This is a genomic window from Vibrio sp. TRT 29B02, assembly GCF_050113655.1.
Classification (GTDB): domain Bacteria; phylum Pseudomonadota; class Gammaproteobacteria; order Enterobacterales; family Vibrionaceae; genus Vibrio.
Genome location: NZ_JBNJOJ010000003.1, coordinates 134,457 through 158,827 on the forward strand (window position 1 = coordinate 134,457; position 24,371 = coordinate 158,827).

24 protein-coding genes and 2 riboswitches are annotated in these 24,371 nt (G+C 44.5%); of the genes, 14 read left to right on the forward strand and 10 right to left on the reverse strand.

The features are described from left to right. Positions 1–8: 8 nt before the first annotated feature. Positions 9–926 carry an aminoimidazole riboside kinase gene (locus ACQEXT_RS03100; RefSeq protein ID WP_426950585.1) on the reverse strand — a complete coding sequence of 306 codons (918 nt, stop codon included), beginning with the start codon at positions 924–926 and terminating at the stop codon, positions 9–11. Positions 927–1,156: 230 nt separating this feature from the next. Here ACQEXT_RS03100 and ACQEXT_RS03105 point away from each other — a divergent pair, with 230 nt between their 5' ends. Beyond that, positions 1,157–2,164 (forward strand): LacI family DNA-binding transcriptional regulator, encoded by a 1,008-nt coding sequence (locus ACQEXT_RS03105; protein ID WP_426950586.1) that lies wholly within the window; start codon positions 1,157–1,159, stop codon positions 2,162–2,164. 52 nt (positions 2,165–2,216) lie between these two features. On the opposite strand, the gene ACQEXT_RS03110 is transcribed toward ACQEXT_RS03105, so the two are convergent. Then, entirely contained in the window at positions 2,217–3,557 is a 1,341-nt protein-coding gene (locus tag ACQEXT_RS03110) for an MATE family efflux transporter (protein WP_426950587.1), read from the reverse strand. A gap of 103 nt (positions 3,558–3,660) precedes the next feature. Here ACQEXT_RS03110 and ACQEXT_RS03115 point away from each other — a divergent pair, with 103 nt between their 5' ends. Further along, positions 3,661–4,614, forward strand: a complete 954-nt coding sequence (locus tag ACQEXT_RS03115; RefSeq protein ID WP_426950674.1) for a LysR family transcriptional regulator — start codon at positions 3,661–3,663, stop codon at positions 4,612–4,614. 198 nt (positions 4,615–4,812) lie between these two features. After that, positions 4,813–6,285 (forward strand): C69 family dipeptidase, encoded by a 1,473-nt coding sequence (locus ACQEXT_RS03120; protein ID WP_426950589.1) that lies wholly within the window; start codon positions 4,813–4,815, stop codon positions 6,283–6,285. 58 nt (positions 6,286–6,343) lie between these two features. Here ACQEXT_RS03120 and pncB read toward each other — a convergent pair whose 3' ends face one another. Then, a complete protein-coding gene (gene pncB, locus ACQEXT_RS03125; protein WP_426950590.1) occupies positions 6,344–7,597 on the reverse strand; it encodes a nicotinate phosphoribosyltransferase in 1,254 nt (417 codons plus the stop codon). 255 nt (positions 7,598–7,852) lie between these two features. Between pncB and ACQEXT_RS03130 the strand changes: the two genes are divergently transcribed. The 3 genes from ACQEXT_RS03130 (at position 7,853) to ACQEXT_RS03140 (ending at position 9,743) form a co-directional block, all read left to right on the forward strand. After that, on the forward strand, positions 7,853–8,566 hold the full coding sequence (locus tag ACQEXT_RS03130; protein ID WP_331418422.1) for an NUDIX domain-containing protein: 714 nt from the start codon (positions 7,853–7,855) through the stop codon (positions 8,564–8,566). A gap of 19 nt (positions 8,567–8,585) precedes the next feature. Then, positions 8,586–9,236 carry an isochorismatase family protein gene (locus ACQEXT_RS03135; RefSeq protein WP_426950592.1) on the forward strand — a complete coding sequence of 217 codons (651 nt, stop codon included), beginning with the start codon at positions 8,586–8,588 and terminating at the stop codon, positions 9,234–9,236. Between the two features lie 96 nt (positions 9,237–9,332). Continuing rightward, the gene (locus tag ACQEXT_RS03140) at positions 9,333–9,743 is read left to right on the forward strand and encodes a GFA family protein (RefSeq protein WP_426950593.1); all 411 of its coding nucleotides are present in this window, start codon (positions 9,333–9,335) and stop codon (positions 9,741–9,743) included. A gap of 29 nt (positions 9,744–9,772) precedes the next feature. On the opposite strand, the gene rarD is transcribed toward ACQEXT_RS03140, so the two are convergent. Continuing rightward, positions 9,773–10,708 carry an EamA family transporter RarD gene (rarD, locus tag ACQEXT_RS03145; protein ID WP_426950595.1) on the reverse strand — a complete coding sequence of 312 codons (936 nt, stop codon included), beginning with the start codon at positions 10,706–10,708 and terminating at the stop codon, positions 9,773–9,775. Positions 10,709–10,899: 191 nt separating this feature from the next. On the opposite strand from rarD, the gene ACQEXT_RS03150 reads away from it, so the two are divergent. The 3 genes from ACQEXT_RS03150 to ACQEXT_RS03160 all read left to right on the forward strand — a co-directional run bounded on the left by ACQEXT_RS03150 (position 10,900) and on the right by ACQEXT_RS03160 (position 12,464). Continuing rightward, entirely contained in the window at positions 10,900–11,847 is a 948-nt protein-coding gene (locus ACQEXT_RS03150) for a D-2-hydroxyacid dehydrogenase family protein (RefSeq protein WP_426950596.1), read from the forward strand. A 96-nt stretch (positions 11,848–11,943) separates the two neighbouring features. Beyond that, entirely contained in the window at positions 11,944–12,183 is a 240-nt protein-coding gene (locus tag ACQEXT_RS03155) for a DUF1289 domain-containing protein (protein ID WP_426950597.1), read from the forward strand. Between the two features lie 50 nt (positions 12,184–12,233). Next, on the forward strand, positions 12,234–12,464 hold the full coding sequence (locus ACQEXT_RS03160; RefSeq protein ID WP_426950599.1) for a VF530 family DNA-binding protein: 231 nt from the start codon (positions 12,234–12,236) through the stop codon (positions 12,462–12,464). Between the two features lie 342 nt (positions 12,465–12,806). Here ACQEXT_RS03160 and ACQEXT_RS03165 read toward each other — a convergent pair whose 3' ends face one another. The 3 genes from ACQEXT_RS03165 to ACQEXT_RS03175 form a co-directional block, all read right to left on the reverse strand. Beyond that, entirely contained in the window at positions 12,807–13,091 is a 285-nt protein-coding gene (locus tag ACQEXT_RS03165) for a hypothetical protein (RefSeq protein ID WP_426950600.1), read from the reverse strand. Positions 13,092–13,672: 581 nt separating this feature from the next. Next, positions 13,673–14,245, reverse strand: coding sequence for a YceI family protein (locus ACQEXT_RS03170; protein ID WP_426950602.1), 573 nt, complete (start codon positions 14,243–14,245; stop codon positions 13,673–13,675). A gap of 200 nt (positions 14,246–14,445) precedes the next feature. Then, the gene (locus tag ACQEXT_RS03175; protein WP_426950603.1) at positions 14,446–15,927 is read right to left on the reverse strand and encodes a carboxypeptidase M32; all 1,482 of its coding nucleotides are present in this window, start codon (positions 15,925–15,927) and stop codon (positions 14,446–14,448) included. 164 nt (positions 15,928–16,091) lie between these two features. Between ACQEXT_RS03175 and ACQEXT_RS03180 the strand changes: the two genes are divergently transcribed. Beyond that, entirely contained in the window at positions 16,092–16,730 is a 639-nt protein-coding gene (locus ACQEXT_RS03180; protein ID WP_426950604.1) for a LysE family translocator, read from the forward strand. Positions 16,731–16,736: 6 nt separating this feature from the next. On the opposite strand, the gene ACQEXT_RS03185 is transcribed toward ACQEXT_RS03180, so the two are convergent. Together ACQEXT_RS03185 and ACQEXT_RS03190 are read right to left on the reverse strand one after the other, a co-directional pair. Next, complete coding sequence (locus tag ACQEXT_RS03185; protein ID WP_426950606.1) at positions 16,737–18,257, reverse strand: HD domain-containing phosphohydrolase; 1,521 nt, start codon at positions 18,255–18,257, stop codon at positions 16,737–16,739. 370 nt (positions 18,258–18,627) lie between these two features. Beyond that, positions 18,628–20,001, reverse strand: a complete 1,374-nt coding sequence (locus tag ACQEXT_RS03190) for a sodium:alanine symporter family protein (protein WP_331416972.1) — start codon at positions 19,999–20,001, stop codon at positions 18,628–18,630. A gap of 114 nt (positions 20,002–20,115) precedes the next feature. Beyond that, positions 20,116–20,199, reverse strand: a riboswitch (glycine riboswitch). A gap of 2 nt (positions 20,200–20,201) precedes the next feature. Next, a riboswitch (glycine riboswitch) is annotated at positions 20,202–20,315 on the reverse strand. A 309-nt stretch (positions 20,316–20,624) separates the two neighbouring features. Between ACQEXT_RS03190 and ACQEXT_RS03195 the strand changes: the two genes are divergently transcribed. Next, entirely contained in the window at positions 20,625–20,867 is a 243-nt protein-coding gene (locus ACQEXT_RS03195; protein ID WP_426950607.1) for a hypothetical protein, read from the forward strand. 43 nt (positions 20,868–20,910) lie between these two features. On the opposite strand, the gene ACQEXT_RS03200 is transcribed toward ACQEXT_RS03195, so the two are convergent. Next, positions 20,911–21,249, reverse strand: coding sequence for a 50S ribosome-binding protein YggL (locus ACQEXT_RS03200; RefSeq protein ID WP_269376940.1), 339 nt, complete (start codon positions 21,247–21,249; stop codon positions 20,911–20,913). Between the two features lie 243 nt (positions 21,250–21,492). On the opposite strand from ACQEXT_RS03200, the gene ACQEXT_RS03205 reads away from it, so the two are divergent. The 3 genes from ACQEXT_RS03205 (at position 21,493) to ACQEXT_RS03215 (ending at position 24,344) form a co-directional block, all read left to right on the forward strand. Next, positions 21,493–21,651 carry a hypothetical protein gene (locus tag ACQEXT_RS03205; protein ID WP_171052208.1) on the forward strand — a complete coding sequence of 53 codons (159 nt, stop codon included), beginning with the start codon at positions 21,493–21,495 and terminating at the stop codon, positions 21,649–21,651. A gap of 16 nt (positions 21,652–21,667) precedes the next feature. Beyond that, the gene (locus tag ACQEXT_RS03210; protein WP_138972233.1) at positions 21,668–22,402 is read left to right on the forward strand and encodes a chromosome partitioning protein ParA; all 735 of its coding nucleotides are present in this window, start codon (positions 21,668–21,670) and stop codon (positions 22,400–22,402) included. 151 nt (positions 22,403–22,553) lie between these two features. Further along, the gene (locus ACQEXT_RS03215; RefSeq protein WP_426950608.1) at positions 22,554–24,344 is read left to right on the forward strand and encodes a putative bifunctional diguanylate cyclase/phosphodiesterase; all 1,791 of its coding nucleotides are present in this window, start codon (positions 22,554–22,556) and stop codon (positions 24,342–24,344) included. The last annotated feature ends 27 nt before the right edge of the window (positions 24,345–24,371 follow it).

A 24,371-nucleotide genomic window follows, 5' to 3' on the forward strand; every position in this document is an offset into this window, starting at 1 on the left:
AAGCTTTGCTAGATATAGTCGAGCAGTTGTTGCTGTGTGGGCAGAGCTGTCATAGCGCCTTTTTGAGTTGTCGCTAACGCACCGCAACCATTTGCCCAGACAACCGCTGAATCAATGGTTTCTTGAGTCGCCCAATCACTGCTTTGAGAAAGTTTAGCCAGTAAGCCACCAACGAAAGCGTCGCCAGCGCCGGTGGTATCAATCGGTGTAACTGCCTGACCAGCCAGTAAACGGTGGTGACCCTCAAATACGACTAGAGCGCCTTTCGCGCCTTGTGTAACCAACACTAGAGTATTGTTATAGCTTTCAATTGCGTTCAACCCAGCCTCTAGTGCATCGGTATCGGTCAGGTAAAGCAACTCATCATCAGAGAATTTGACCACATCGGCTAGGGCAATGGCTTGGTTGACGATCGGTTTCATCTCGTCTGGGTTAGCCCACACTTCTTCGCGTAGATTAGGGTCAAAGCTAACAAAACCACCAACCGATTTAATCTGACGCATGGCAGACAAAGTCGTGCTTCGGCTTGGCTCATTGGCTAAAGCGATAGAGCACACGTGCAGCCATTCTCCAGTTTTAAATGTTGGAACATCATTTGGCTGTAAGAACTGATCAGCGCTGGGTTTAACCATAAAGGTAAAGCTACGTTCACCCGAATCGTCGAGATCAACAATGACTGTTGAGGTACGTTGATCGCTATCGAGTATCATAAACTCAGTGTCCACATTTTCGCGCGCTAGGGTCTGTTGCATAAAGCGCCCAAGAGGATCTTGACCGACTCGACCGAAAAAGGCAGGTTGACCATTCAGTCGTGCGATGGCGACAGCGACATTGGCTGGAGCGCCACCGGGGCATTTTAAATAGGTCGTATCTGTATCTGGAATAAGGTCTACAACCGCATCGCCAGTCAACCAAACTCTGTTCATTAGTATTACCTCATGTTGTCAAATGATGTAGAGCTAATTATATAGCTAAAACGGTTTAGCTATATAGGTTAAATGACTATACTTACGAGATTGTGAGAGAAATTGTGATCGCAAACGATCTTTTTTGCGATGAGCAGAAGTGTCAGTATGGGTGAGCAGGAATTGGTAGTATGCTTGGCGCTTGGATAGGTAGTCAGATGATATTCATTGAAAGGATGGACTGAACAATCATGACCAGCAAAAAACTCAAATTGGCCGACATCGCAAAGTTGGCGGGAGTGTCGAAATCGACGGTCAGTTTCGTCCTTAATGGGCATGCAAAAAAACACCGTATCAATCAGGCTACGGTTGAAAAGGTCGAGCAAATTGCTCAGGCGAATAACTATACGCCGAGCATCTATGCCAGAGCGCTCAAATCACAAAAGACCTTTACTGCCGGCTTGGTGATCCCTGACTTAGCGAATATGGGTTTTGCGCGAATTGCGAAGAGTCTTGAACAACTTTGTCGTGCCAGCGGCTATCAATTACTGATTGCTTCATCTGAAGATGATCCTCAGCTGGAGAAAGAAGCGGTTGAGAGTTTGGTTGACCGCCAAGTTGATCTGCTGTTGGTTGCAACTTCTATGGTGGATGACACCGTGTTACAGCAAGTTCGCCAAACAACACCAGTTATCTTATTTGACCGTGTATTAAATCAAACTCCCTTCACCAAGATTAAAACCGATGCGAAAGGTGCCACTGAGCAGCTTGTTGAACGCTTAGTTGAAGGCGTAAATGAATGCATTTACATCGGTGGTCAGCTAGAACTCTCACCAAGTAAAGAGCGTTTTGCAGGCTTTCAATCTGGATTAGCGAAAGCCGGAGTTCATTTTGTGGCTGAGCATGTGTTTAGCAAAGACTATCAGCCGAGATCGGGTTATGAGATGTTTGAGCAAGCGACGATTCAGTTGGGGCGCCCTCCAAAGGCGGTATTTACCGCGTCCTATTCGCTGCTCGAAGGGGTATTACGTTATCTGACTCAACATAAACTGCTTGATAGTGATATTCGTATTGCGACTTTCGATAACGATGACATTCTTGATTGTCTGCCAATCAAAATTGATTCGATAGAGCAGGATTGTAATGCGATTGCATCTGCTTTGTTTGAGGCAGGTAAGTCTTTGCTTAGTGACCCACATTTGGGGGCACAAGATGTTATTTTACCAGCAAAAATTCATTATCGGCGTGTGAGAGAGTGATCGTTATGTTCACTGCCTCTAAGCGAGCTCGCCACTCTGCGGCAATGAGCGTTTAGCTCATTGCCATCGCAAGAGGTTCGGATGAGCGCTGTTTTCGAATCGCCATAAGCAATTGAACAAGCAGCAATACACCAGTGACGCCAAGACCTATACCAATTCCTCCCCAAATGCCAGCGAGCTGATGCTCTGGCATCAGTAACCAAGCCGCAGGCAGTCCGAACAACCAGTAACCAATAGCCGTCATAATGGTTGGTGCAACGACAATTTTCATTCCACGCAGTAGATTGATTGCGAGCAGTTGCCAAGCATCCACAATAAATGACAGTGCAACCACCCAAAGTACCATGGTCAGCAATTGAGTCAGCTCAGCATCTAGGTTAAACATGGCGGCAATCGCTTCAGGCCAAAGCATAAAGCCTCCCGCGAGTACGATGCTCAAAATTGTGGTTAGGCCAAAGCTACGCAGTGCGGTGCGCTTGATACCATCATAATTCTCTGCTCCGAAGTCTTGACCAACCAAAATCGCCGCTGCCTGAGAAAAACCAAAGTTGATATTCCAAGTAAAACTTAGACATTGCAGCAGGATTTGATGCAGCGCCAAAGCGGCAATACTTATGGTACCTGCCATTAATGTACCGCCATAAATCAACCCGTGCTCCAGCAGAGCAGCTAACGCAATAGGTAAGCCCATAGTGAGAAGAGGGGTTAGCAGCGTTAAGGAGTATTCATGACGATTAAGCCAAGGGGCAAAAGAGGCGAACTCGGGGCGTTTGAAAACCCAACGACCATAGCCAATCATGACAATAACTGCAGCTAGAGCTGTACCCGCTCCAAGGCCAGCCAGTCCCAGTTCAAAAGTGAAGGCGAGTAAGTAGCTGATAGGCACATTCAGTATGACCGTCAGGAGAGACATCACCATGATCGAACGGACATTGCCAAAAGCACTGGTGAGGCCGCGCAGTACCAGAAGTAATAGCGATGGAAGCATCGCCCATTTGAGGGTATCGACATATTGCATCGCTAGCTCGGATAACTCTGCTGGTTGGTTAGCGAGCGATAATAGCTGAGGTACAAAAGCAAAACTCACCGTGAGAACAACACTGAGAACGAGCGAAAGCAGCACGGCCCCTTTGACCGCAAGACGAATTTGCTGATTACCAAATTCAGGACGTGCAACGCGCTGCCCATAGGCAATTGCCACAAGGTTAGCGACACAACCCACAGTGCTACCGGCAACAATGAAGACAAAAGAGTAGATAGACGCGCCTAATCCTCCTGCGGCAATCGCGGATACACTTAATCGCGACATCATCCAAACATCGGTTAGAACCAATGCCATTGATATCATCTGCGAAATAATCAGTGGTATCGCCAGGGAGAGTATTTTTTTCATGGTGCGCCTCGTGATCGGAATCACATAAAGGTAATGATTATCCAACTGGCATTCAAATGACATTTATGTCACTCTGGTATGAGTTCAGATCATGGGAAAAGTGATGACACCTTATTCAAATCTTCCTTACTCACACAATGCACTCAAGGTGTTCGAAGTGGTGGCTCGTTTGATGAGTTTTACCAGAGCAGCGGATGAGCTCAACGTCACGCAAAGTGCGGTCAGCCGGCAGATCAAACAGCTTGAAGAGGAGCTGACGGTTTCACTGTTGATTCGTAAACATCGCTCCATCGAATTAACCGAACAGGGCCGAGATCTTTATCAGATACTGAGTAATCACTTCCATCAGTTAGATTCCCTGATTGCACAGTGGAAAGCACCGACAAAAAAACGCATCGTAATAAAGAGTGCCCTTAGCTATGCCACACGTGTTTTGATGCCCAATGTTGCTCTGCTCAACGAAAAATATCCTGAACATGAGATAGTTATCATCCCCTCAATTGAAGAAGATCCGATACTTGAACATGAAGATTGTGATCTATTGATCATTAATAGCCGCAAGCGTGAACGCTATATTGGTAAGCCTGGTGTGAGCTTCTTGCGAGCAGAATATATGGCACCTGTTTACGCAGAGTTACTATCAGATAAAAGCATTCAGATTGAAGATGTGCTTAAACTCCCTCATCTGCATGCCACGCTTGATCACCAAGACTGGAAACTGTGGCTTGCTAATGCGGATCTGAAAGGTAAAAAGCAGGGACGCGATACCGTCTTTTTTAGTTTAGATTTGGCGTTAAGTGCGTGTCTATCGGGACAGGGTGTAACCGTGACGGATCTGCTATTGGTATTACCTGAACTCAAACGAAAGTTCCTCAAATGCCCTGAGACAATTGCTTTACAGCATAGTGACTGGCAGTACTATTGTTATCAAAAAAATTATACCCCTATTGCCAATGAAATTTTGGATTGGTTGGTGTCACAAACCGCATCTGAAGTGGCAGAGCTTAAACAACTGTGTGCGAAGTTTGATTGGAGTACTGGCAAAGTTGACCTTTAAATAATACCGAGAATTATGCAAAAAATGCATATTTTTCAAATAATTATTCTCATTTTAATTTGTCATTAATGTGACGAGTGGAAGAAAATTCCCGCCCAATCCTAAGTACACTCAGTTCCTATTACGACAATAAAAATACCTGCAAATACAACTGACGTGAACTTAGGTTCTATCTCGTTTCATATGCGGAGAATTAAGATGAAAACATGGTCTGTGTCTTTTCTAGCAACGGCTGTCGCTGTCGCATTAAGTGGTAATGCAATAGCCTGTACTGGTCTTATCGTCGGCAAAGGAGCTTCTAGCGATGGCAGTATCATGATTGCGCGTAACGAAGACTTCGGTGTCAACAACTGGAATAAATACCTTGAGTATCGACCAGCGCAAGATAACCAACAAGGCGATTGGAAACTCGGCAATGGCTTGGTTGTGCCGATGCCGAAGCACTTCTATGCCTACTCAGCGATACCTGACTGGGATGCGAAAACCGTCGATAGTGATGGCAAGTTCTATGAAGAGCGTGGTATCAATGAGCACAATGTTGCTATCTCCGCGACGACAAGCGCTGAGGTAAACGATAAGGTTGCCAAAGTGGATCCTCTGGTCGAGAAGGGGATTATTGAAGCGATCATTCCTACATTAATTCTTCCTCAGGCGGAGAATGCCAAGCAAGCCGTCGAGCTTCTTGGTCAATATATCGAAACCTATGGCGCGGGTGAGGGCAACAGCCTCTACATCGCTGATATCAACGAAGCTTGGTTGTTTGAAATCGGTTCAGGTCACCACTGGATAGCGGTAAAAGTACCGGATGATAGCTACGCGATGATCGCTAATGGCCTGCGCATACACGGTGTGAACTTAGACAATAAAGATGTTTTACATTCAAAAGGCATCTTCGAGTTTGTTGAGCAGCATAAGCTTCTCGATAAGGCTGACAAAAAGTCGTTCAATTTCGCCAAAGCCTTTGGTGTGATAGGGGATGAGTACAATATTGACCGCGAATGGTTAGGGCAAAAGATGCTCACTCCGTCTAAGTACCAACAAAGTCGACTTGCACAGTACCCTCTGTTTATGAAGCCTGACGAGAAAATCTCGGTGAAAGATGTCGCGCAAGTGTTGAGCGCGACTTTCGATGGGACGGCGCTAGAGGGCAAGGCGGAACGACCAATTCGGGTCGAGCGTCAGCTAGAATCGCATATTATTCAGTTGCGACCAAATATGCCGGATGAACTGCAAGGGGTAATTTGGCAGAGCTTTGGTGTGTTACCTGAATCAGTTTTAGTGCCGCTATATTCCACATTGCACCAATACCCTAAAGCGTTCAAAGTGGGTGATGATACATATAGTGATGATTCTGCCTATTGGCAGTTCCGAAGCTTAACGGCATTGGCGTCTGCCAATCCAGATAAGTATCTACCGATCTTAAAAGCGACATGGGACGAAGAGGAAAATCAGCTCTATAAACAAGTGAAGCATTTAGATCAAACGTTGACTAGCATGTACAAAACCGATAAACAGGCGGCACTGAACATGGCCTCAGACTACTCTTACGGGCAGCTTAAACGTACGTTAAGTATGGCGACGGAACTAAGATATAAGATGATGACAGACTTAACCAAGAGCACAGAGAAGAAGTATTCTGAAGAAGAGTTCAAAAAAATTATGAGCTTATAAGACGTTATAAAACAAAAAAACGGAGCGTAATGCTCCGTTTTCTATTAATGCTTCGCGATCAGCTTGCTTTATCGAATGTAGACTCAAGCCCAAAATTCTGCTTTAACTCGGCAAGAAAGACAGGATCTTCACACATGGCTTTTTCAGGTTCATCACTGATTTTTGCCACTGGAGCACCATTACATTGAGCCATCTTCACTACCATAGAGAGGGGTTGATAGCGACCGTCTTGATCCTCCCAATCGCCCATATCGTTAGCCAGAAACGTTCCTATACCAAAGCTGATATTCGCTCGTCCGGCAAAGTACTGACAAATCTCCAGCGCACGCTCAAAGTTAAGTCCATCGGTAAAGATCAGCACTTTTGATTTTGGATCGATAGCGAGTGACTGGTAGTGAGCAATCATTTTGTCACCCCAATCAAAAGGGTTACCAGAGTCATGACGCACGCCAGCGTAGGCATTGGCGCGTTGCAAAGTAAAATCTTGCAGGAATGCGTTGATGCCAATGGTGTCGGTCAGGGCAATCCCTAAACTACCATCAAAGGCTTGTTGCCAGAGATCGAGGGCAACTCTTTGTGACTCGCCAGGTTTTGCAAGCTGCTGATGAGCCATAAACCATTCATGGGCAACCGTACCGATAGGAGTTAGCGAAAACTGTTTTGCCAAATGGTAGTTACTGGTGCCTGACATTAAATCTGGGACATGTTGGCGTAGGTAATCAACCACATCGTGCTGTACCTGTGCACTGAAACGGCGTCGGCTACCCATTTCGGAAAACGTGAAATTATCGATCTTGCGCTGGTCGAGCTCGATTTTAAGTCTAGCGACTTTTTCCGCCAGAACATTGTGGAACTGTTCATAAGGGATATGACTCCAGCGGCTTCGGTTGCGGAGTTCAGAGATAATACTCATCGCTAGCGTTTCATACAGGATGGTCTCATGCCAGAGACCACTAACGGATACTTTTAGCTGGGGCTTTCCGCTTGCTGTTGAGGTGGTCACAGACACCTGTTGAGCAGGTTTAAAACGAAAGTTGCGCAAATACTCGATAAAACCGGATTCTAAATAGGGAGCCTGACTCGCTAAGTAGCTGAGTTCTTGTTGAGAAAAATAACAGTGCGCGAGTTTCGCGATCTCACTTTCTACTTGCGGCGCAAGATAGGAAAGGTCTTCATCTGAACGAACAATGAGCTCATAGCGTACCGTCGTGGTTGGATAGTACTTATGAGCAGCGTGCATCATATTGATCTTATAAACGTCGAGATCGAGAGCACTTTGAATGATACGGTCATTGAAAAGCTTGGTGGTCATTCAACCATCCTATCGGTTAATCAGGCTAATTGTTCCACCAAACTTTAAAGTAGCCTATTAGGTTTGTCAAATTGTGTTATTAACTACTTTAGTCTAACCGCTATTTCCCTAAATGAATTATTGCTTATAGCCAAAAGCCTTTTAAGGGCATGAAAATTAAATTAACGTAGTTAATCACAAAACGTTACTTTCCTGTTGACCTGCTGCATTCCAGTGGTAAGGTGTTGGTTGAATTAAGGATGTAGGAAATTCACCATGATTGTCACTATCGACATGATCTGCCTCAGATTAGGAGAGAGCGGGTTAGAAGTATTGCTGATTAAGCGCAACAACGCTGACCGGCCTCAACATGGTATGTGGTCAATTCCAGGTGGTTTTGTGTTTGAGCAAGATCTGACCAATCAAGGTGGACAGCCTGCGGATGAAGATTTTGACGCAGCACGTCGCCGTATTTGTCGACAGAAGATTCATACCTATCCTAACTACATCAGCCAACCAATGGTTGAAGGTAACCCGAAGCGTGACCCTGAAGGGTGGAGTGTGACTATTGCACATTACGCGTTACTTAATAACGCAAATGTTGAACAGATCGAGAACAGCGGGTTGTGTCGTGAACAGCTAAGATGGTTTGGGCTCAATGAAGTGCTCGATAACCAAGTGGCGTTAGCGTTTGACCACGCTCAACTGATCTCCTTGGCTTGGCATAAATTACGTGCCGCGATCGAATACACCTCTGTTGCCTTATTTGCTCTTGATAAGGAGTTCTTAGTGTCAGACATTATCGCGGCATACGAAAAGTTCGGTGTTGAAGTGAATCGGATGACGGTGAAACGACGTCTTATCGATACTGGCGTAATCGTTAGTGCCAACAAAATGGCTTCAACAAACAGAGGCAAAGGCGGAAAGCCTGCTCAGGTATATAGCCTCAGCGAGAAGAGTGTGACTTATTTTCAAACTTGTTTACGTTGATATCAAGAAGGAGCTAGAGATGCGCATGCAACGTGTAGAAATCGAGAAGAACAAAACCGCTTGTATCGACGTCGACCCACAGCAAGGGTTTAGTGAACTGTGTCCAAACGAACTGCCCGTCGCGGGTGCGTTACAGATAGTTGATGAGCTTATACTCAATCATGGTAAAGCAAGTTTGAAATTAGTATCACGTGATATGCATCCACCCGGTGCCGCTTGGGAAGCGGAAAGTCCGGATAGGATGCTTGAGCCAGTAGGCCTGCCGGAAGTGGATATCAAATGGAACCCTCACTGTGTCGTTGGCACTCAAGGGGTAGAACTCTTGCCGGGTTTACCATCAGTACGTGAGTATGATTTTCAGATTAATAAAGGCATTGATCCTGATGCTCACCCGTACGGTGCGTTTTACCACGATCAGGCAGACACACTGTCGACTGGTGGCATCGAATTTCTTCGTAGCAATCAGATTGATACCGTCATCGTTGGAGGCTTAGCTCTCGACTTTTGCGTTAAGAAGTCGGTCGAGCAGTTAGTTGCAGCTGGGTTTAAAGTCATCATTAACCTTGCCTCAACTCGAGCGGTGTTTCCTGACAACGCTGAGAGTGTCGTCCATGAGTTAGAGCAACAAGGGGTGGTGATGGTTGAAAACGCCGCCGCGATTAGCGCATAACGATCCCAACGGAAAAGCCAAAGGATAGCTGTTTGGCGAGACACTCGCGACTTTGCTATTCGGCCATAGAGGCGAACACCACAAGGAGGAAAAATAATGATGAACAAAGTGGGCAATACAGAAATCAAGCTTAAGCACAAAGCTAGCTGTCACTGTGGCAGTGTAGTGCTTGAGCTGACCTTGCCTAATGGTATCGAAAATCCACGCCGTTGTGACTGTTCGATATGCCGTCGCAAGGGAGCAATTGTTGGTTCAGTTGACCTAAGTGGTATTCGCATTGTGGAAGGAGAAGATGTTCTTAAACTCTATCAGTTCAATACCAAAACAGCGAAACACTATTTTTGTTCCAACTGTGGTATTTACACCCACCATCAACGTCGTTCCAACCCCAGTGAATATGGGTTTAACATTGGTTGTCTGGAAGGGGTGAACCCTTTCGACTTAGGTGATGTAGTCACTAATGACGGCGTGAATCATCCAGCCGACAAACTTAAAGATAAAAGATAACATGGAATCAAAACAGGTGAGGCGTCCGATCAGTGATGCCGTTTTATCCGAATATTTTTCAGCCGTTTGTGACTGTCCGTAATCAAGGCGATTAAGGCGCACATAATAAACAAGTAAGTGGGAACTTCTTGCAGGGTTATGGTGCTGCCAATCAATAAACCTACGATAAAGATAAAGGTTGGTTCAACATAGCCAAGCAGGCCAAAAAGAGACACTGGAAGCTTAGTGTAGGCATAGAGGTAGAGCAGCATCGGTGTTACAGAAACCGCCGCTAAACCGAAGTAGTAGAGATGCGTCGTGGTTGGCAATTCAGTGATGTAGTGTGCTGGATAGAGATAGAACATCGCTAGCATGGCAAACGGAAACAAGATGATGTGGTCGATCGCCAGCCCTATATCGGCCGGAAGTGGGATTGCTTTCCGGTTGATAAAGTAAACCGGATAACCCAAAGCGACAACTAACACCACCCATGAAACACCTGAGGATAGAGCGTAAGCCCAAATGGTGCCGAGCAAGGCAAACAGGCAAGCTACTTTCTGTAAGCGAGTAAGACTCTCTTGATAAACAAAGCGTCCTATCAATACCATTACAATTGGCAGAGTGAAGTATCCAAGGGCTAGATTGAGCGTTTCTCCATTGGCCGGCGCCCAGACAAACAACCAATACTGGGGAGCAACAAATAGGGCAGATATCAGGTATCTAAACCACACTTTACGTTCTTTTAACGCTGAGATAAGCAGTGGTAATCGCTTGGTAAATAACAGCAATAGTGCAAACAACAGCGTGCTCCAAATGATTCGCTGAACCGCTAGCCAGTGGCTCTCTCCTCCAGAGATTAAACTCGTAGCCATTTCTGGTTGCAGTTGGACATAAGCAGGGATGGTTGCAAACAGCAAAGAGGATAAGACGGACGCTGAAACGCCTTTGGTTTGCTCGGAAGCCAAATGATTGTATTTATTAAACATGACGCTAAAATTTGCTGTTGAACTATCTGCCGCTACTTTGGCTGTATTACTTTAAAGTGGCAAGTAAAAACAGCACCTTATGAGAAAATAGAAGGTGTTATTTTTCGCAGGGTAGATAGATAGTCAAACGAATCATGGCAGTGATGATATCGCAGTGATATGTTGAGTACTCACTGAACAAGGAGTGTAAATTGAATATTACCGTTTTGGATGACTATCAGGATGTGGTCAAAAACTTAGAGTGTTTTAAGCTCCTTACTGAGCATGATGTAACCGTTTTTAGTCAGAGTTACTCCGAAGATGAACTGGCGGTCAAGCTAGCAGACACTCAGGTGTTAGTGTTAATTCGGGAGCGAACGGTTATCAGCGAGTCCTTACTGGCGAAATTGCCCAATCTCAGCGTGATTAGTCAAACTGGGAAAGTGAGCAATCATATTGATGTCGGACTATGTGAAAAATATGGTGTCAAAGTCCTAGAGGGGCGTGGTTCGCCTATCGCTCCCTCTGAATTGTGCTGGGCGCTTCTTATGGCTGCGAGTCGTTATATTCCTATTTACTCCAACAACCTAAAAAATGGTCAATGGCAAAGCTCTGGAGACCTTGGTTTAGGTCGCACGTTAAGTGGCTTAGCCCTAGGTATCTGGGGATACGGAAACATCGGTCAGAGGATAGCACGCTATGCTGAAGCATTCGGTATGCAAGTGATGGTGTGGGGTAGTGAAGCTTCACGCAAGTTGGCGGTTGAGCATGGTTTTAGTGCACCATCTTCTAAGCAGGATTTCTTTACACAAGCCGATATTGTCTCTTTGCATTTGAGACTGAATGATGCCACTAGAGCCTGTGTTACAGCCGATGATCTTGCACGGATGAAATCAAATTCTTTACTGGTGAATACGAGCCGAGCGGAGTTGATAGAGAAGTCTGCTCTATTCCAAGAGCTAGTTAGGGTTCCCACCAAGAGGGCGGCGCTAGATGTGTTTGATGTTGAGCCGGCAAACCAAGAGAGTGAGCCTTTGCTTAGTTTACCCAATGTGATCGCCACACCCCACCTCGGTTACGTCGAACAAAACAGCTATGAGCTCTATTTCCGAATCGCGTTTGAGAACATCGTGAGCTATTTACAGCAAAACGGAAGGTAGTGTCATGCACTGTAGCCGGATCTCAAGGGTAGTATTGCGGTTAGGGTAAGGCACCCACTTTCATCTCGGTCTAGAATCTAGACAGTGGGGTGTGAAATGAACCGAGATAATGAAAGTTACAGTGGCGTATCGACAATCGCTTGTCCATGTATTCGCCACTGTTGCCTTGATGAGGAAGAGATCTGTTTAGGTTGTTTTCGAACTCTAGACGAGATCCTAAATTGGTCAGCTGCGTCTAACGAGGAGAAACAAGCGATTTTGATTCGTTGCCAAACCCGCAAAAGTAAAAGACGAGGACGTGCGTTGTGGAGTGAAAAACGTAATAAAGATAACTGATATTTGCTAGACTCTCGTTTTACACCTCGATATCGTCGGAACACTATTCAATGAGTCAGCAACAGCCGAACAATCCATTACATGGTATTACGTTAGAGCAACTTCTTACCCGCCTGCAAGAGCATTACGGCTGGGAAGGACTTGACGCAGAAATTCAGATCAACTGTTTCTACAATAACCCATCAATAAAATCATCTCTGAAGTTTTTACGCCGTACACCGTGGGCTCGAGAAAAAGTTGAAGCTCTGTATATAGCGACATTTTGTCAGTCAGAGGATTAGTCTGTGGTTGACATAAGAGGGGCTAGTAGCCTCTCTTACGCTTATTTGTAGGTTTTATGGAAATGCGATGGGTATTGGACGACAGAGTTTTGAACTTGTTTTATAGGATTGTTCTCGTTTTACGATCATTAGATTTATCAGTAGTATTCTGTGTTAACCTAGTGAGGCTAAAAGAAGAAGCAAAGGAATTGAGGGAATATTTAGCGGTATAGAAAAACATCCGAATGAAGTCGTTGTGGAAGCCGGTATGGTTGTTACAGTGGTAGAAAATGATAGCAAATAGCCAATGATATGGGCTCAATGCTAGCATTAACTACAGCTTGTGAGCCACATTACTAATGTCTATAGATAGGTTACATGAACGATGTTACCAATATGTTTGACTGTAATGCCATCATCTTCTGTATCATAAATTGCTTCATATACAGGTTTTTTGAAGGGGACACAGCTATCTTCGATTAATTTTTTTGCATGATTTTCAGTCTGTATAAATTTATTTGTATGATTTTCAGTCTGTATAGGGCAAGGTCGTTCGACGACTCTAGCCGAAAAGCTGACAGTATGTTCTCCAGCCATAGAGAAAAAAGAGGCTGACATGAGTAGTGCTAAATAGTGATATTTACGCATAGTGAAGTCCTTTTCTTAGTTAATTTTTCCCGATAATAAAGTCCATTTATTACACTTGTCTTTAGCGTTAATTAATAGTCAGGGCGCGAGCATACCTTGGTTAATTGATAAACCAAAGAACACTTGTGCTCTGTAATCGTTACACCAACCCGCTTGTTTGTGTCTTTGGCTTGGCGCACCGCACTCACATTGTTTTGGCCTATTAGATCATAGTTGCTAACAAAGCGCGATACCGCCCTGAATCAACTGTTAAGATCTTGGTTTGGTGTCTAAATGACATGTAATGCCATGTAATCAATAACTTAGTATATAGCAGCAAATTATAGTTGGTTGAAACCGTAATCTATTTATGGGATCAGCTTATTAATTATCATATTTGGTAAGTTCTGAAATGTTGTTTTTCAGAATGGGGTTCAATTTAATAAATGAAAATACTTTTTGAGTTGCATATTAAATTTATTCAATAAATTGAATTTAAGTTGGTGCTATCGATGACCGTGGGGCTCTCGTTGCGAGGGATAGATCTGCCGTTTGAGAGTAAAGGCAAAGGATAATGAATCCTTTGCCTAATTCATGTTGGCTTATTTACTTAGGACGATGGATATCGAGACTGGTACGGACGTGGAAATCGAGATAGAACCTACGGTTTCCGCTAGTTTTTTCAGGTTGTCTTCCGGAATGGCAAAGTCTAGGGCATTGATGATCATTGGCTGGCTGGTTGAAACAGATAAAATGTCATTGGTTTTTATGACATTGACACTTGTCGTTATTTCCTTTGTTGTACCCATTAACGTTATTGACAGTGGGATACTCAATCGTGATATGTACTGATCACTGGTGAGTACCTCCTCTGGTACTTTGGCGATGACTTCAGCGTTTGGATAAGCGTCGGTTTTGAAAAATAATTGATTCAAACGCTCATCTCGAATAGGGATGCCAGTGTTGATCTGAGTTAAAGGAACCCTTGCTTTAAGCGTTCCTGTTTCGTCAACCATGCCTTGTATGTGGTTGATGACTGCTGACTCAGCAATATACTGTTTTTTAATCGTAGCAAAACTAATGGTGGAGAGTGTTTCATCGATTGTATAAAGTGGGTCAGCTTGTGAATTGAAAGCCAAGGTGAGTAAGGTAACGCCGTACACAAAGTTTTTCATTATTACTTCCTTCTATCAGATAGTTTTCTATTTTTGATTAACTATCAGACAATTAGCAATAATCGAAATGTCAGTGTTTACCGAATTAATACTAAGTATTTTCTCTTACTGTAAGTTTGGATAAATGGCTTAGAGTTTTCTGCGCAATGCGGTGTCTCGCTAGCAAACCGAGCAGCCCAGCGCGGGCTGCCCGATATAATTTACAGGTAGCGACTTCTTAAGTGAGCTTGGAAATGCTGGGCGTTTAAGGTTTCCCCCGTGGCCTGTTTTACTAGCTCGTCAGTTGTCAACAAGCTTCCCTTACTCCAAATGTTGTCTGATAGCCACGTGAAGATTGGAGTTAGATCACCGCTTCGAATTGCAGCGTCCACATCAACCGTTTTCTGCATTGCGGCCATAAACTGTGCGGCATACATCGCTCCTAGTGTGTAGCTTGGGAAGTAACCGAATGCGCCATCTGTCCAGTGAATGTCCTGCATACAACCATTCTTATAATTGTTCTCTGTTGAGAGACCAAGATACTGCTGCATCTTCTGATTCCATAGCTCAGGCACATCGGTATGTTTGATATTGCCGTTGATTAGGTCACGTTCAATTTCATATCGAAGAATTACATGAGCAGGGTAGGTCAGTTCGTCAGCATCAACACGGATAAAGTCCTTTTTCACTCGCGTGTAAAGCTTATGGAAGTTCTCCTGAGTGAATAGCGAGGCATCATGGCCAAGGAAGTTTTTAGCGGCCAATTTCGACAAATGGGCAATAAAGGGTTCGCTTCGTCCAACCTGCATTTCAAAGAACAGAGATTGAGATTCATGAATACCCATTGAACGCGCTTCACCTGAAGGTAAACCAGCAAGCGCTTTTGGCAAGCCTTGTTCATATCGAGCATGGCCAGTTTCATGAACAATTCCCATCAGTGATTGAACAAATTCACTTTGGTCATATCGAGTCGTAATGCGTACGTCGCTTGGAACACCACCACAGAATGGATGAACACTTTCATCAAGTCGACCATGGTTGAAGTCAAATTGCAGCAGTGACATCACTTCTAACCCCAACGCTTTCTGCTGATGGGGGTCAAAGCGTCCGTGCGGCTGGATGAACTGCTCCGTTGCCTGTTTATCGATGACTTGGTTGATTAGATCAGGTAGCCATGTTTTGACATCACTAAATAATTGGTCGAGAGAAGCGGAACTGGTGCCTGGTTCGTAGATATCTAGCATCGCATCGTAAGGAGAAAGACCGTTCGCCTCGGCGCGGATTTGAGCCTCTTCTTGAGACAGTTTTACGACTTCTGCCCAGTTTTTCTCAAAACCATTCCAATCGTTTTCACCTCTTTGGCTACGCCAAGCATGTTCACACTTTGAACCAGCTAATGACTTCGCTTGAACCAAGGCCTCCGGCAAGACGTTGGCTTGCTGCCACTGACGTTTAAGTTCACGTAAGGTAGCGGATTGCTGAGCATCTAATGCTTCATTTTCCGCTTCAGAGAACCACTCTTCGAGGCGTGGTTGAGTATGCAGGCCATGAATATGAACTGACAGCTCCGCCATGGCTTCAGAACGTGCTTGGTTACCCCCACTAGGCATCATTGCTGCCTGATCCCAGCCGCAGATAGCGGCTAAGTGGTTAAAATGAGAAATCTTTTTAGAATGTTGGACTAACTTATTGAATGCACTCATTGAAATGCCTTCCTTGACCTTGGAAATAGAACGTCAGTTTACCAACCATTAACAGTGATACCAAGCAGTGATCATGTCAGATGTTTTCGAGATCAATACTATTCTCTGGCAAATTAGGACGGAAATAGGTAGTTTGAAGACAAATAGTTAGGAGGATGGATCCTGTGTTTATTGAAAACTTTGAAGCGTTTGTCATCGCTATCACCATATTAACACTCACACCGGGTTTGGATACTGCTCTGGTTATCCGCAATACCTCGCGCGCGGGATTTGTGGATGGCTCGATAACCAGCGTTGGTATCTGTAGTGGTTTGTTTGTCCACGCGTTATTTTCAGCGGTTGGGATCTCTGCGTTATTAGCTCAATCCGCGGAGTTGTTCGGCTTCATTAAAATGTTGGGTGCAGCATATTTAATATGGTTGGGGATCAGTAGTTTAAAGACGGTTCTGGGTAAACAGCAGGGTATGGAGTTTAAAGAGGGTAAGGATCAATCCCTCCGCATTCGTCGTTCACTGCGTGAAGGCTTTTTGTCCAATGTCCTTAACCCGAAAACGGCGGTTTTTTATCTGGCTTTTTTACCCCAGTTTATCGACCCACAAGGCTCACCATTGCTGCAATCACTATTCATGGCAAGCATCCACTTTGTCATCGCCATGTGCTGGCAATGTGGCTTAGCTGGGGCATTAACCAGTGCAAAAACGTTGTTAAAAAGTCCTCGTTTTATGAAGTGGATGGAAGGTACGACGGGGGCTGTGCTTATCCTATTAGGGGCAAAACTGATTGTTGAGGACACAACACTTTAGTTGTGCCTAATTGCTGGTGTAGGTGTTATTGATGTTCAATGCCACGTCAATGTTGTCCAGTAGAGTATCGACCACGTGGGCATCTAAGTGACTACCCCGACAGCGCTTTAGTTCTGTGATCACGTCTTCTATCGGCCAAGCCGGCTTGTAACAGCGTTCATGGGTTAATGCGTCAAAGACATCTGCAACAGCAATGATCCTTGCCTCTATGCTAATTTCATCGCCTTTTAACCCTTGAGGATATCCACTCCCGTCGACTTTTTCGTGGTGTTGATGGGCGATAGTCGCAGCAGTTTGAAGAATCTTCCTTTTAGATCCAGCAAGTATGTTGTGACCGATAGCTGAGTGAGTTTTCATCACTTGCCATTCTTCGCTATTGAGCTTTCCTGGTTTGAGTAAAACAGAATCTGGGATGGCAATCTTTCCGATGTCGTGCATTGGCGCGGCTTGGCGTAATACGTTGGCTTTTTCTTCTGAATAACCGAGCAATAGGCACAATTCATAACTGAGCTCCGACATCCTCCTTACGTGATTTCCTGCTTCTTGCGAGCGCGACTCAACCACATCACCAAGGCGGTAAATGAGTTCTCCTTGCGTATCAATGATCTCCTGACTAAGAGAGAGATTCTCGAACGCGAGACTGACGCTGTAAGAAAAAAGAGTGAGCAACTGACTTTCCAGTTTGGTGATTTTTCTAGCGCCTTTTAGATAGAGTAGGCTCACTGCTCCTGAACTGGTAGAGAAGTAACCAACGAATACATCACCATCGATAATACTGGCTTGTTTTTCAATAGCACTATTTAGATAGCGACGAGTGGTAGGGTCTAATTCTTCCTTTTTATCACCAATTTGAGCCAAGATTTTATATTGATTATTCGATTGGCACAGTGTGGTTAGGCCGCGTACCGAGACCAACATGCTTTGGTCATTCATACGCAGTAAAGAGAGTACCTGCTTTAAAATTCCACTCGAGAAGGTTTGCAAAGTATGTTGTTGAAATATCACAGAAGTGGACTGAATTACGCGTTCTAGCCCCATGCGATAATTAATTTCCATCTGTTTTGCATTTTCGATAGTAACGATATCTCGATAGGAACGGATGGCAGTCAGTACCGTGGTAAATAGCTTTTGGCTGGTCAGTTCGGTTTTTTCTTTATAGTCATTGATATCGTAGTTGGCGACCACTGATTGCTCAGGTGCTTGTCCTGGCTGACCAGTACGTAAAACGATGCGTGTTTTGTGATTTCCTAAGTCTTCACGAGTCCAACGTGCGACTTCAAGTCCCGCATCATCGGTTTCCATCACAACGTCGAGAAATATCAAGGCGATGTCGTCATAGGTAGAGAGTTTTTCTTTTGCCTCTGCTCCAGAATACGCATGGATGAATTCGAGTGGTCGGTTATCAAGTTTAAAACGTTTTAGCACCAATACGGTCACTTGATGAATATCAGCCTCATCGTCAACAATTAAGACTTTCCAAGCAGGTAGTGTGGGTTCATCCATTTCCCTGAGCAGCTCTAGTGGCATATCAGCTTCCTTGCTAATTTTAAACGTATGTGGTGCCTGTTAACTAGGACGGTTCCTCTTATGGGTATAGGAAAGAAAGGAATCAAATACAAGTTGAGTTAACGGGCACTGCATGGAGACAAGGATCTCGTCCAGATATTGACGAAGATTGAACTCTCTCAGTTCGACAGAGCTCTCAGAATAGGGTGAATTGGCATAAATCATAGAAGAAATGAGGTAGGGAGGCTCTAACAGTACAAGCATAGAACATCAGGCGAAAGTTAAGGGGGCAGCCAATCTTTCTTGTCTATTTAGCAGTGACGACAGCGTAGTTCAGTGAGCGATGATAAAAAGGGCAAGCCGATTGGCGGCTTGCCCGATCTACAAAAGGTTAAACGACGTGTTGAGGCTTTTGAACGAGGTTGATTGCGGAGTCAAAGTAACGTTTGGTCTCTTCAATCACAACCTGACGCAGCGCGATCAGCCCGATCAAATTCGGAATCGCCATCAGGCCGTTGACGATGTCTGCGATTATCCAGATCATGTCGAGTTGCAAGAATGCACCTGACGCCACTAAACAGACGAAAACAATCTTGTATGGCCATACTGCTTTGGTACCAAAGAGGTATACGACACAGCGCTCTCCGTAGTAGTTCCAGCCTAAAATGGTCGTGAAAGCGAAGAACATCAAGCCAATAGAAACCAGCATTGGGCCAAAAGTTTGTGAGTTCAGGCCGACGGCAAAAGCGTGTGTTGTCATCGCCGCACCAGCGAAGTCACTTTGCCATGCTCCCGTAAGAATCAACGCCAGACCTGTCATCGTACAGATGATGATTGTGTCGAAGAAGGTGCCTGTCATTGAGATAAGACCTTGCTTGACACAAGAGTCAGTTCTTGCCGCCGCTGCCGCCATGGGTGCACTACCAAGGCCGGACTCATTAGAGAACACTCCACGAGCGATTCCAGATTGAATTGCCAGCATGATACTTGCGCCTAGGAAGCCTCCCGTTGCTGCCGTTGAAGTAAAGGCAGAAACGAGCACTAGTTCGATCGCATCAAGCAATTTATCTGCATTGGTGATAATCACACTTAAACAGGCAACAACGTAGAAAAGTGCCATCGCAGGGACGACTTTACCCGCGACGCTAGCGATAGATTTGATGCCGCCGATCGTCACAAATGCTACTAATAAAGTCAGTAGGCTCGCTGATATTTCGCGTGAAACGCCAAACGATAATTCACTTGCGTCAAGAATGGCATTGACTTGTGGGAAGGTGCCAATACCAAAACAGGCAACACCCAGTGCAAATACCGCGAACAAAACGGCCAGAGTTTTGGAACCAACGCCGTACTGTAAGTAGTACATTGGGCCACCAATCATCTGTCCCTTGTCGTCTGTTTGGCGGTATTTTACGGCGAGTAAACATTCTGCGTACTTGGTTGCCATACCAAACAGAGCCGCAAGCCACATCCAAAATAGCGCACCAGGCCCGCCAAGTTTGATTGCTGTCGCGACACCGACGATATTACCAGTGCCGATTGTTGCCGAAAGAGCTGTACACAAAGCAGCAAAACTAGAGACGTCGCCCTGTTTGCCAGAGTCATCTTTGCTAAAAACGAGTTTCAAAGCGGTTGGAAGGTGTCGAAACTGCAGTAAGCCGAGGCGAAAAGTGAAGTATATTCCAGTACCAACCAGCAAGATTAAAAGCGGTGGGCCCCAGACAAAATTGTCGATTGTTTTTAGTAAAGATTGCAGGTTATCCATGATTTCCCCTTAAGTGATAATGCTTATTTAAGGAGAAGAGGGAAAGCACAGAGATCAGGGATCTCTGATTAACTACAGGCAGAAAAGCGGTGTAGTAGGTTAGATCTTTCCACTCCTCTGTCCTTTTGCCTGAGAGTTTCACTTTACTTGCGTAAAGCTTGCTCCTTCGGCGACCGATTTAACGGTTCTCTCCAGAGGTTCCTCCAACTACAGTCCTCGCTACCTAAATAGCACCTGAAAGATTTACTTCTTCGGTAGGTTATTTTATGCAAATGTTAACATTTGGTAAATAACCGCTCTCCTGCAGTCTTCATCGGAACAATTGCTCAATTTAAGAGCAAAAGTTGGTCGATAGCACTGTTCGCTGTCGACGTGTGAACTTTATCATTATTTTGATGTAATTCAATAACAGAATTGCATGTTTTTGATCGATTTTATTATCGAGATAAGTGTGGGTTTTAATGATTTTATTGTGTCATATTGACTCTTGTTTGATGATGTCAATATGACTTTATTTCTGGGAGTGGTAGTCGTAATTTGTTGATTTTATTAAAATTAAATCATGGCAAGAGAAATGCAGTGTGGAGCTTGAACTACTATAAGATGATCCAAGTGAGGTCGATATGTCTGCTCAACCAAGCCAAATAACATTCAAAAAGTTACTAACATTTTCCAATGTCGCTCTGACTCTTACCTTTGTGGCGTTGATATTTAGTGTGCTGATTTGCTACCCATATGCGCAACACTTCACTTTGAGCGAACAAATCGCCGCCCATATTAGTACGATAATTATTGCTGCCTTGTTAAAGGTAAGTTACGTGACACGCTGCTTAGCGCAGTACAATCTAGGAATGGAAGTGAGATAAGACCAATAAAAAAATAGCGCCGTTTAAGGCGCTATAATCGAGATTAGAAGTAGTTTGCGTCTACGAGTTCACTCACTTTCACCGCTTTCACTTCTTCACGTGCTTCTAACCATGCTAAAACTTGAGCTTGATGTTCTTCAGTCGCATCAGCATAGCGTTGGTTACAGCATAGGAAACCTTCGAAGAGTTCTAAGCCGCCACCACCAAAGCAGAGACCTAGTCCATCGATGTAGTCGATGAAGTCATCAACAAATGCATCGTATCGATCAAAATCATTGATGTTTGTTTCGCAACTCAGTTCAAAACCTTTCATTGCAAACTCGCCTAGGAAAAGTTTCTTTTGAATACGGCGCTTTTTATTGTCTAGTTTGTATGGTTTCATCATTTTGGTCCCATGGTTTTATTACGGTTCTTTATACCTCATTCTAAGTGACACACCAAATAAAATGCTGATATACAAATAAAAGTGACGCCTTTTCATCCAGATTTGGTCACAACGTATTTAAAGTAACCAATTGAAATAATTTATTTAATACTGTGGGTGGCGAAAACAACCTGACTCTGACTATTTAGGCACAAAAAATGGTATAAAGTAATCAGTATAGGATCTGCCCAAGGAGAGGTTATGACAAGGTTACTTGCCATCGCGTTTTTGATTGTCATCGCGTTTGTACTGATCCGCTATCGTACGAGCGAGAAGTTGCAGAAGTACGTCGTAATAACGTTGGTTTCCAGCTTTATTATCTATACCGCAACAATCATGGTTACAGAACTAATTCGCTAGGCTTTAGGAGCAATAAGTGAACGAACAAAACGATATACAAGAGAATGATGACGTTGTTGTGATTGAGGAGAGAGACAAGCGTGCTCGCCTCTATATTGTCATCGCTGGTGCGTTAGGTCTTGCGTTAGGTGGTTTGGTGGGTTCGACACTCACGGCACAAAAGTGGGAATCGACTTACCAATCTCTTGAACAACAATATCAAACGTTAGTGGCTGACAAACAACAAATGGCCACTCAAGTAGAGCAGAGAGTTGCCAAGGTTGATGATGAGGTTGAAGAGAAGCTGCAATTGGCGATGAATGCTCAGCAACAAGAGCATAAACTGGCTTTGGATGCGCTTCAGTCACAGGTCAACGAACTACAAACCGAAAATACGACCTTGAAAGAGCAGATTGCGCAGCAAAAACAGCAAATAACCACGGTGAATAGCCAGAATACTCAGCTCAACCGACAGGCCGATATGCAGGCAACAATGTTTGAGCGTTCACGTGAGTTGTTCCAGCAGGAACTGAAAGTCTCTCAGGAGCTAGAAGCCCTAGAGAAAGAACGTGAAGAACTTGCGCCCAAAATCGTTGAATTGAAAAAACAGTGTGATGTCTATTTGGAAGGCACCTCTTGGGATGCCAAATCAGATGCGTGTGATAAGCAAGACGAAGCACAATCAAGGTTGAGTCAAGTTGAACAAATGATTCGTGTTCATCAGATGGATTTAAAACAAATGAAGGCCTTATCGCAAGAGCTCGGTCTTTAGTCTGTTTCCGCCTTCGCCCTAAAAGCGCCTCTATCTTAGAGGCGTTTTTATTATCTGTCTCAGGATAGAGGCACTGATTTGGTAACGAGTAAAGCGATTTTCAGAAAATGCGCTACGTTTAAAGTAATTGCTTGGGAAATGAAGGCTCAGGATGCGGCTGTTTAAATTCAATGAAAGCGTGCAGGTTATAAGCTATATCGCCTATATTGCTGCAGTGGGCGTCATGTCCCGTGCACTTTTATCTGATCCACATCCGTGGGAGATGCCGTTTTACCTATTTCCTGCATTACTCCTCTTTGCGTTATACACGCAAGTACTTGCATTCAAACACCTTTGTGCGTTTGCTGGTGTAGCGATATTTATTGCTGGAGGTTTAGTGCAGCACTTCGGTCTTGATGAGATCAAGGTATGCCTCTTTGCGCTTCCTTTATGCTATGTGGTGTTATTCCCAGGAACGTTATGGCCGATTGCTGTTTGTGCAGCGTTGATCAATGGCTACCTATATCAACTGTCACTCACTGAGTTTGATGCCTTTATCGATGTGTCGATTGAAATGACAGCGAGTAGTGTGTTCGCAACATTGATGACCTATTCATATATGAAGACCAAGCAGCAAGCCCTTGTCTTTAAAATAGAAAGTCAAACCGATTACCTCACAAAACTGCCGAATATCAATGCGTATCGGGAGGACATAAGCCGAATAAATGAGAGTAACGCCAAGAAATTTGGGCTGATCCACATTGGGTTAGAAGGGTTTAAAAATGTCAATGACAGGCTTGGTTATCGCCATGGAGATGATCTTCTCGTCGCGTTTGCCAGGCATATGAAAGACTTGGTCGGGGATGATGGTAAGGTTTACCGTTTTGGTGGTGACGAATTTCTCGTTGTTGTGGAGCAACAGGACATTGTAGAAAAGCTCAATGATCTGGTTGATAAACTGAGCCGCCATCAAAGAGTGATGTTCAATGTCGACAATACATCTCATCGGTTGTCTTACTGTATTGGCGTTGCGATGGCGGGAGATGCACTTGGCAGCACCGAAGTATGGGAAAAAAACGCAGATTTTGCATTGTATAAAGCACGCTCTGAAGGAGCGGGAGCGGTGTGCTGGTTTGATGATGAACTACTTGGCGAGACAATTAGGCAGCATCAGATTGAAACGGAAATTAAGTCGGCGTTATTAAGCGATCAATTTATGTTGATGTACCAGCCCAAAGTGGAAATTGAAACCGCACGCATTGTTGGTGCTGAAGCGTTGTTGCGCTGGAACCATCCTCAGCTTGGGCCTATTTCCCCTAGTGAATTTATCCCTATTGCGGAAAAAACGATTCAGATCGTGCCTGTCGGCCAGTGGATAATCATAGAAGCATGCCGTCAAGCAAAACGTTACCATGATCAGGGGCTATCCATCTGTATTGCTGTCAATGTCTCAACGGTTCAGTTTGCTCACGCTGATCTGTTCGAAGTGGTATGCCACGCATTAAAAGAGACACAACTGCCATCGCATCTATTGCAGATGGAGATTACAGAGTCGACCTTAATGAGTGACCCAGAAAACATTACCGATATCTGTCGCCAGTTGAGAGCCATTGGCGTTTCGGTTGCGATTGATGATTTTGGTGTCGAATACTCTAGCCTTAAATATCTCAAACAGTTACCGACGGATGTGATCAAGATAGATAAATGTTTCGTCGATGATTGTGCCGTTAGCCACTCAGACCGAGTGCTTGTTCGAACCATCATTCAGATGGGACATAGTTTAGGCATTAAGCTGGTGGCTGAAGGGGTTGAGTATCAGGAGCAGCTTGATGTTTTACGTCAAGAAGGATGCGACCAATACCAAGGTTACTTGTTTTCTCAGCCACTGTCCTTTGAAGAGTTCGGTTCGATGATGAAACAAGAGGTGCGCGAAGCGCGGCTGGTCAAATTAACCAGAGAATAAAAAAGCCGCGGTCGCGGCTTTTTTTAC

Bases quoted from the DNA above. Each gene is read 5' to 3' on its own strand.
- ACQEXT_RS03100 (WP_426950585.1), bottom strand. From the start codon at position 926: ATGAACAGAGTTTGGTTGACTGGCGATGCGGTTGTAGACCTTATTCCA.
- ACQEXT_RS03105 (WP_426950586.1), top strand. From the start codon at position 1,157: ATGACCAGCAAAAAACTCAAATTGGCCGACATCGCAAAGTTGGCGGGA.
- ACQEXT_RS03110 (WP_426950587.1), bottom strand. From the start codon at position 3,557: ATGAAAAAAATACTCTCCCTGGCGATACCACTGATTATTTCGCAGATG.
- ACQEXT_RS03115 (WP_426950674.1), top strand. From the start codon at position 3,661: ATGACACCTTATTCAAATCTTCCTTACTCACACAATGCACTCAAGGTG.
- ACQEXT_RS03120 (WP_426950589.1), top strand. From the start codon at position 4,813: ATGAAAACATGGTCTGTGTCTTTTCTAGCAACGGCTGTCGCTGTCGCA.
- pncB (WP_426950590.1), bottom strand. From the start codon at position 7,597: ATGACCACCAAGCTTTTCAATGACCGTATCATTCAAAGTGCTCTCGAT.
- ACQEXT_RS03130 (WP_331418422.1), top strand. From the start codon at position 7,853: ATGATTGTCACTATCGACATGATCTGCCTCAGATTAGGAGAGAGCGGG.
- ACQEXT_RS03135 (WP_426950592.1), top strand. From the start codon at position 8,586: ATGCGCATGCAACGTGTAGAAATCGAGAAGAACAAAACCGCTTGTATC.
- ACQEXT_RS03140 (WP_426950593.1), top strand. From the start codon at position 9,333: ATGATGAACAAAGTGGGCAATACAGAAATCAAGCTTAAGCACAAAGCT.
- rarD (WP_426950595.1), bottom strand. From the start codon at position 10,708: ATGTTTAATAAATACAATCATTTGGCTTCCGAGCAAACCAAAGGCGTT.
- ACQEXT_RS03155 (WP_426950597.1), top strand. From the start codon at position 11,944: ATGAACCGAGATAATGAAAGTTACAGTGGCGTATCGACAATCGCTTGT.
- ACQEXT_RS03160 (WP_426950599.1), top strand. From the start codon at position 12,234: ATGAGTCAGCAACAGCCGAACAATCCATTACATGGTATTACGTTAGAG.
- ACQEXT_RS03165 (WP_426950600.1), bottom strand. From the start codon at position 13,091: ATGCGTAAATATCACTATTTAGCACTACTCATGTCAGCCTCTTTTTTC.
- ACQEXT_RS03170 (WP_426950602.1), bottom strand. From the start codon at position 14,245: ATGAAAAACTTTGTGTACGGCGTTACCTTACTCACCTTGGCTTTCAAT.
- ACQEXT_RS03175 (WP_426950603.1), bottom strand. From the start codon at position 15,927: ATGAGTGCATTCAATAAGTTAGTCCAACATTCTAAAAAGATTTCTCAT.
- ACQEXT_RS03185 (WP_426950606.1), bottom strand. From the start codon at position 18,257: ATGCCACTAGAGCTGCTCAGGGAAATGGATGAACCCACACTACCTGCT.
- ACQEXT_RS03190 (WP_331416972.1), bottom strand. From the start codon at position 20,001: ATGGATAACCTGCAATCTTTACTAAAAACAATCGACAATTTTGTCTGG.
- ACQEXT_RS03195 (WP_426950607.1), top strand. From the start codon at position 20,625: ATGTCTGCTCAACCAAGCCAAATAACATTCAAAAAGTTACTAACATTT.
- ACQEXT_RS03200 (WP_269376940.1), bottom strand. From the start codon at position 21,249: ATGAAACCATACAAACTAGACAATAAAAAGCGCCGTATTCAAAAGAAA.
- ACQEXT_RS03205 (WP_171052208.1), top strand. From the start codon at position 21,493: ATGACAAGGTTACTTGCCATCGCGTTTTTGATTGTCATCGCGTTTGTA.
- ACQEXT_RS03215 (WP_426950608.1), top strand. From the start codon at position 22,554: ATGCGGCTGTTTAAATTCAATGAAAGCGTGCAGGTTATAAGCTATATC.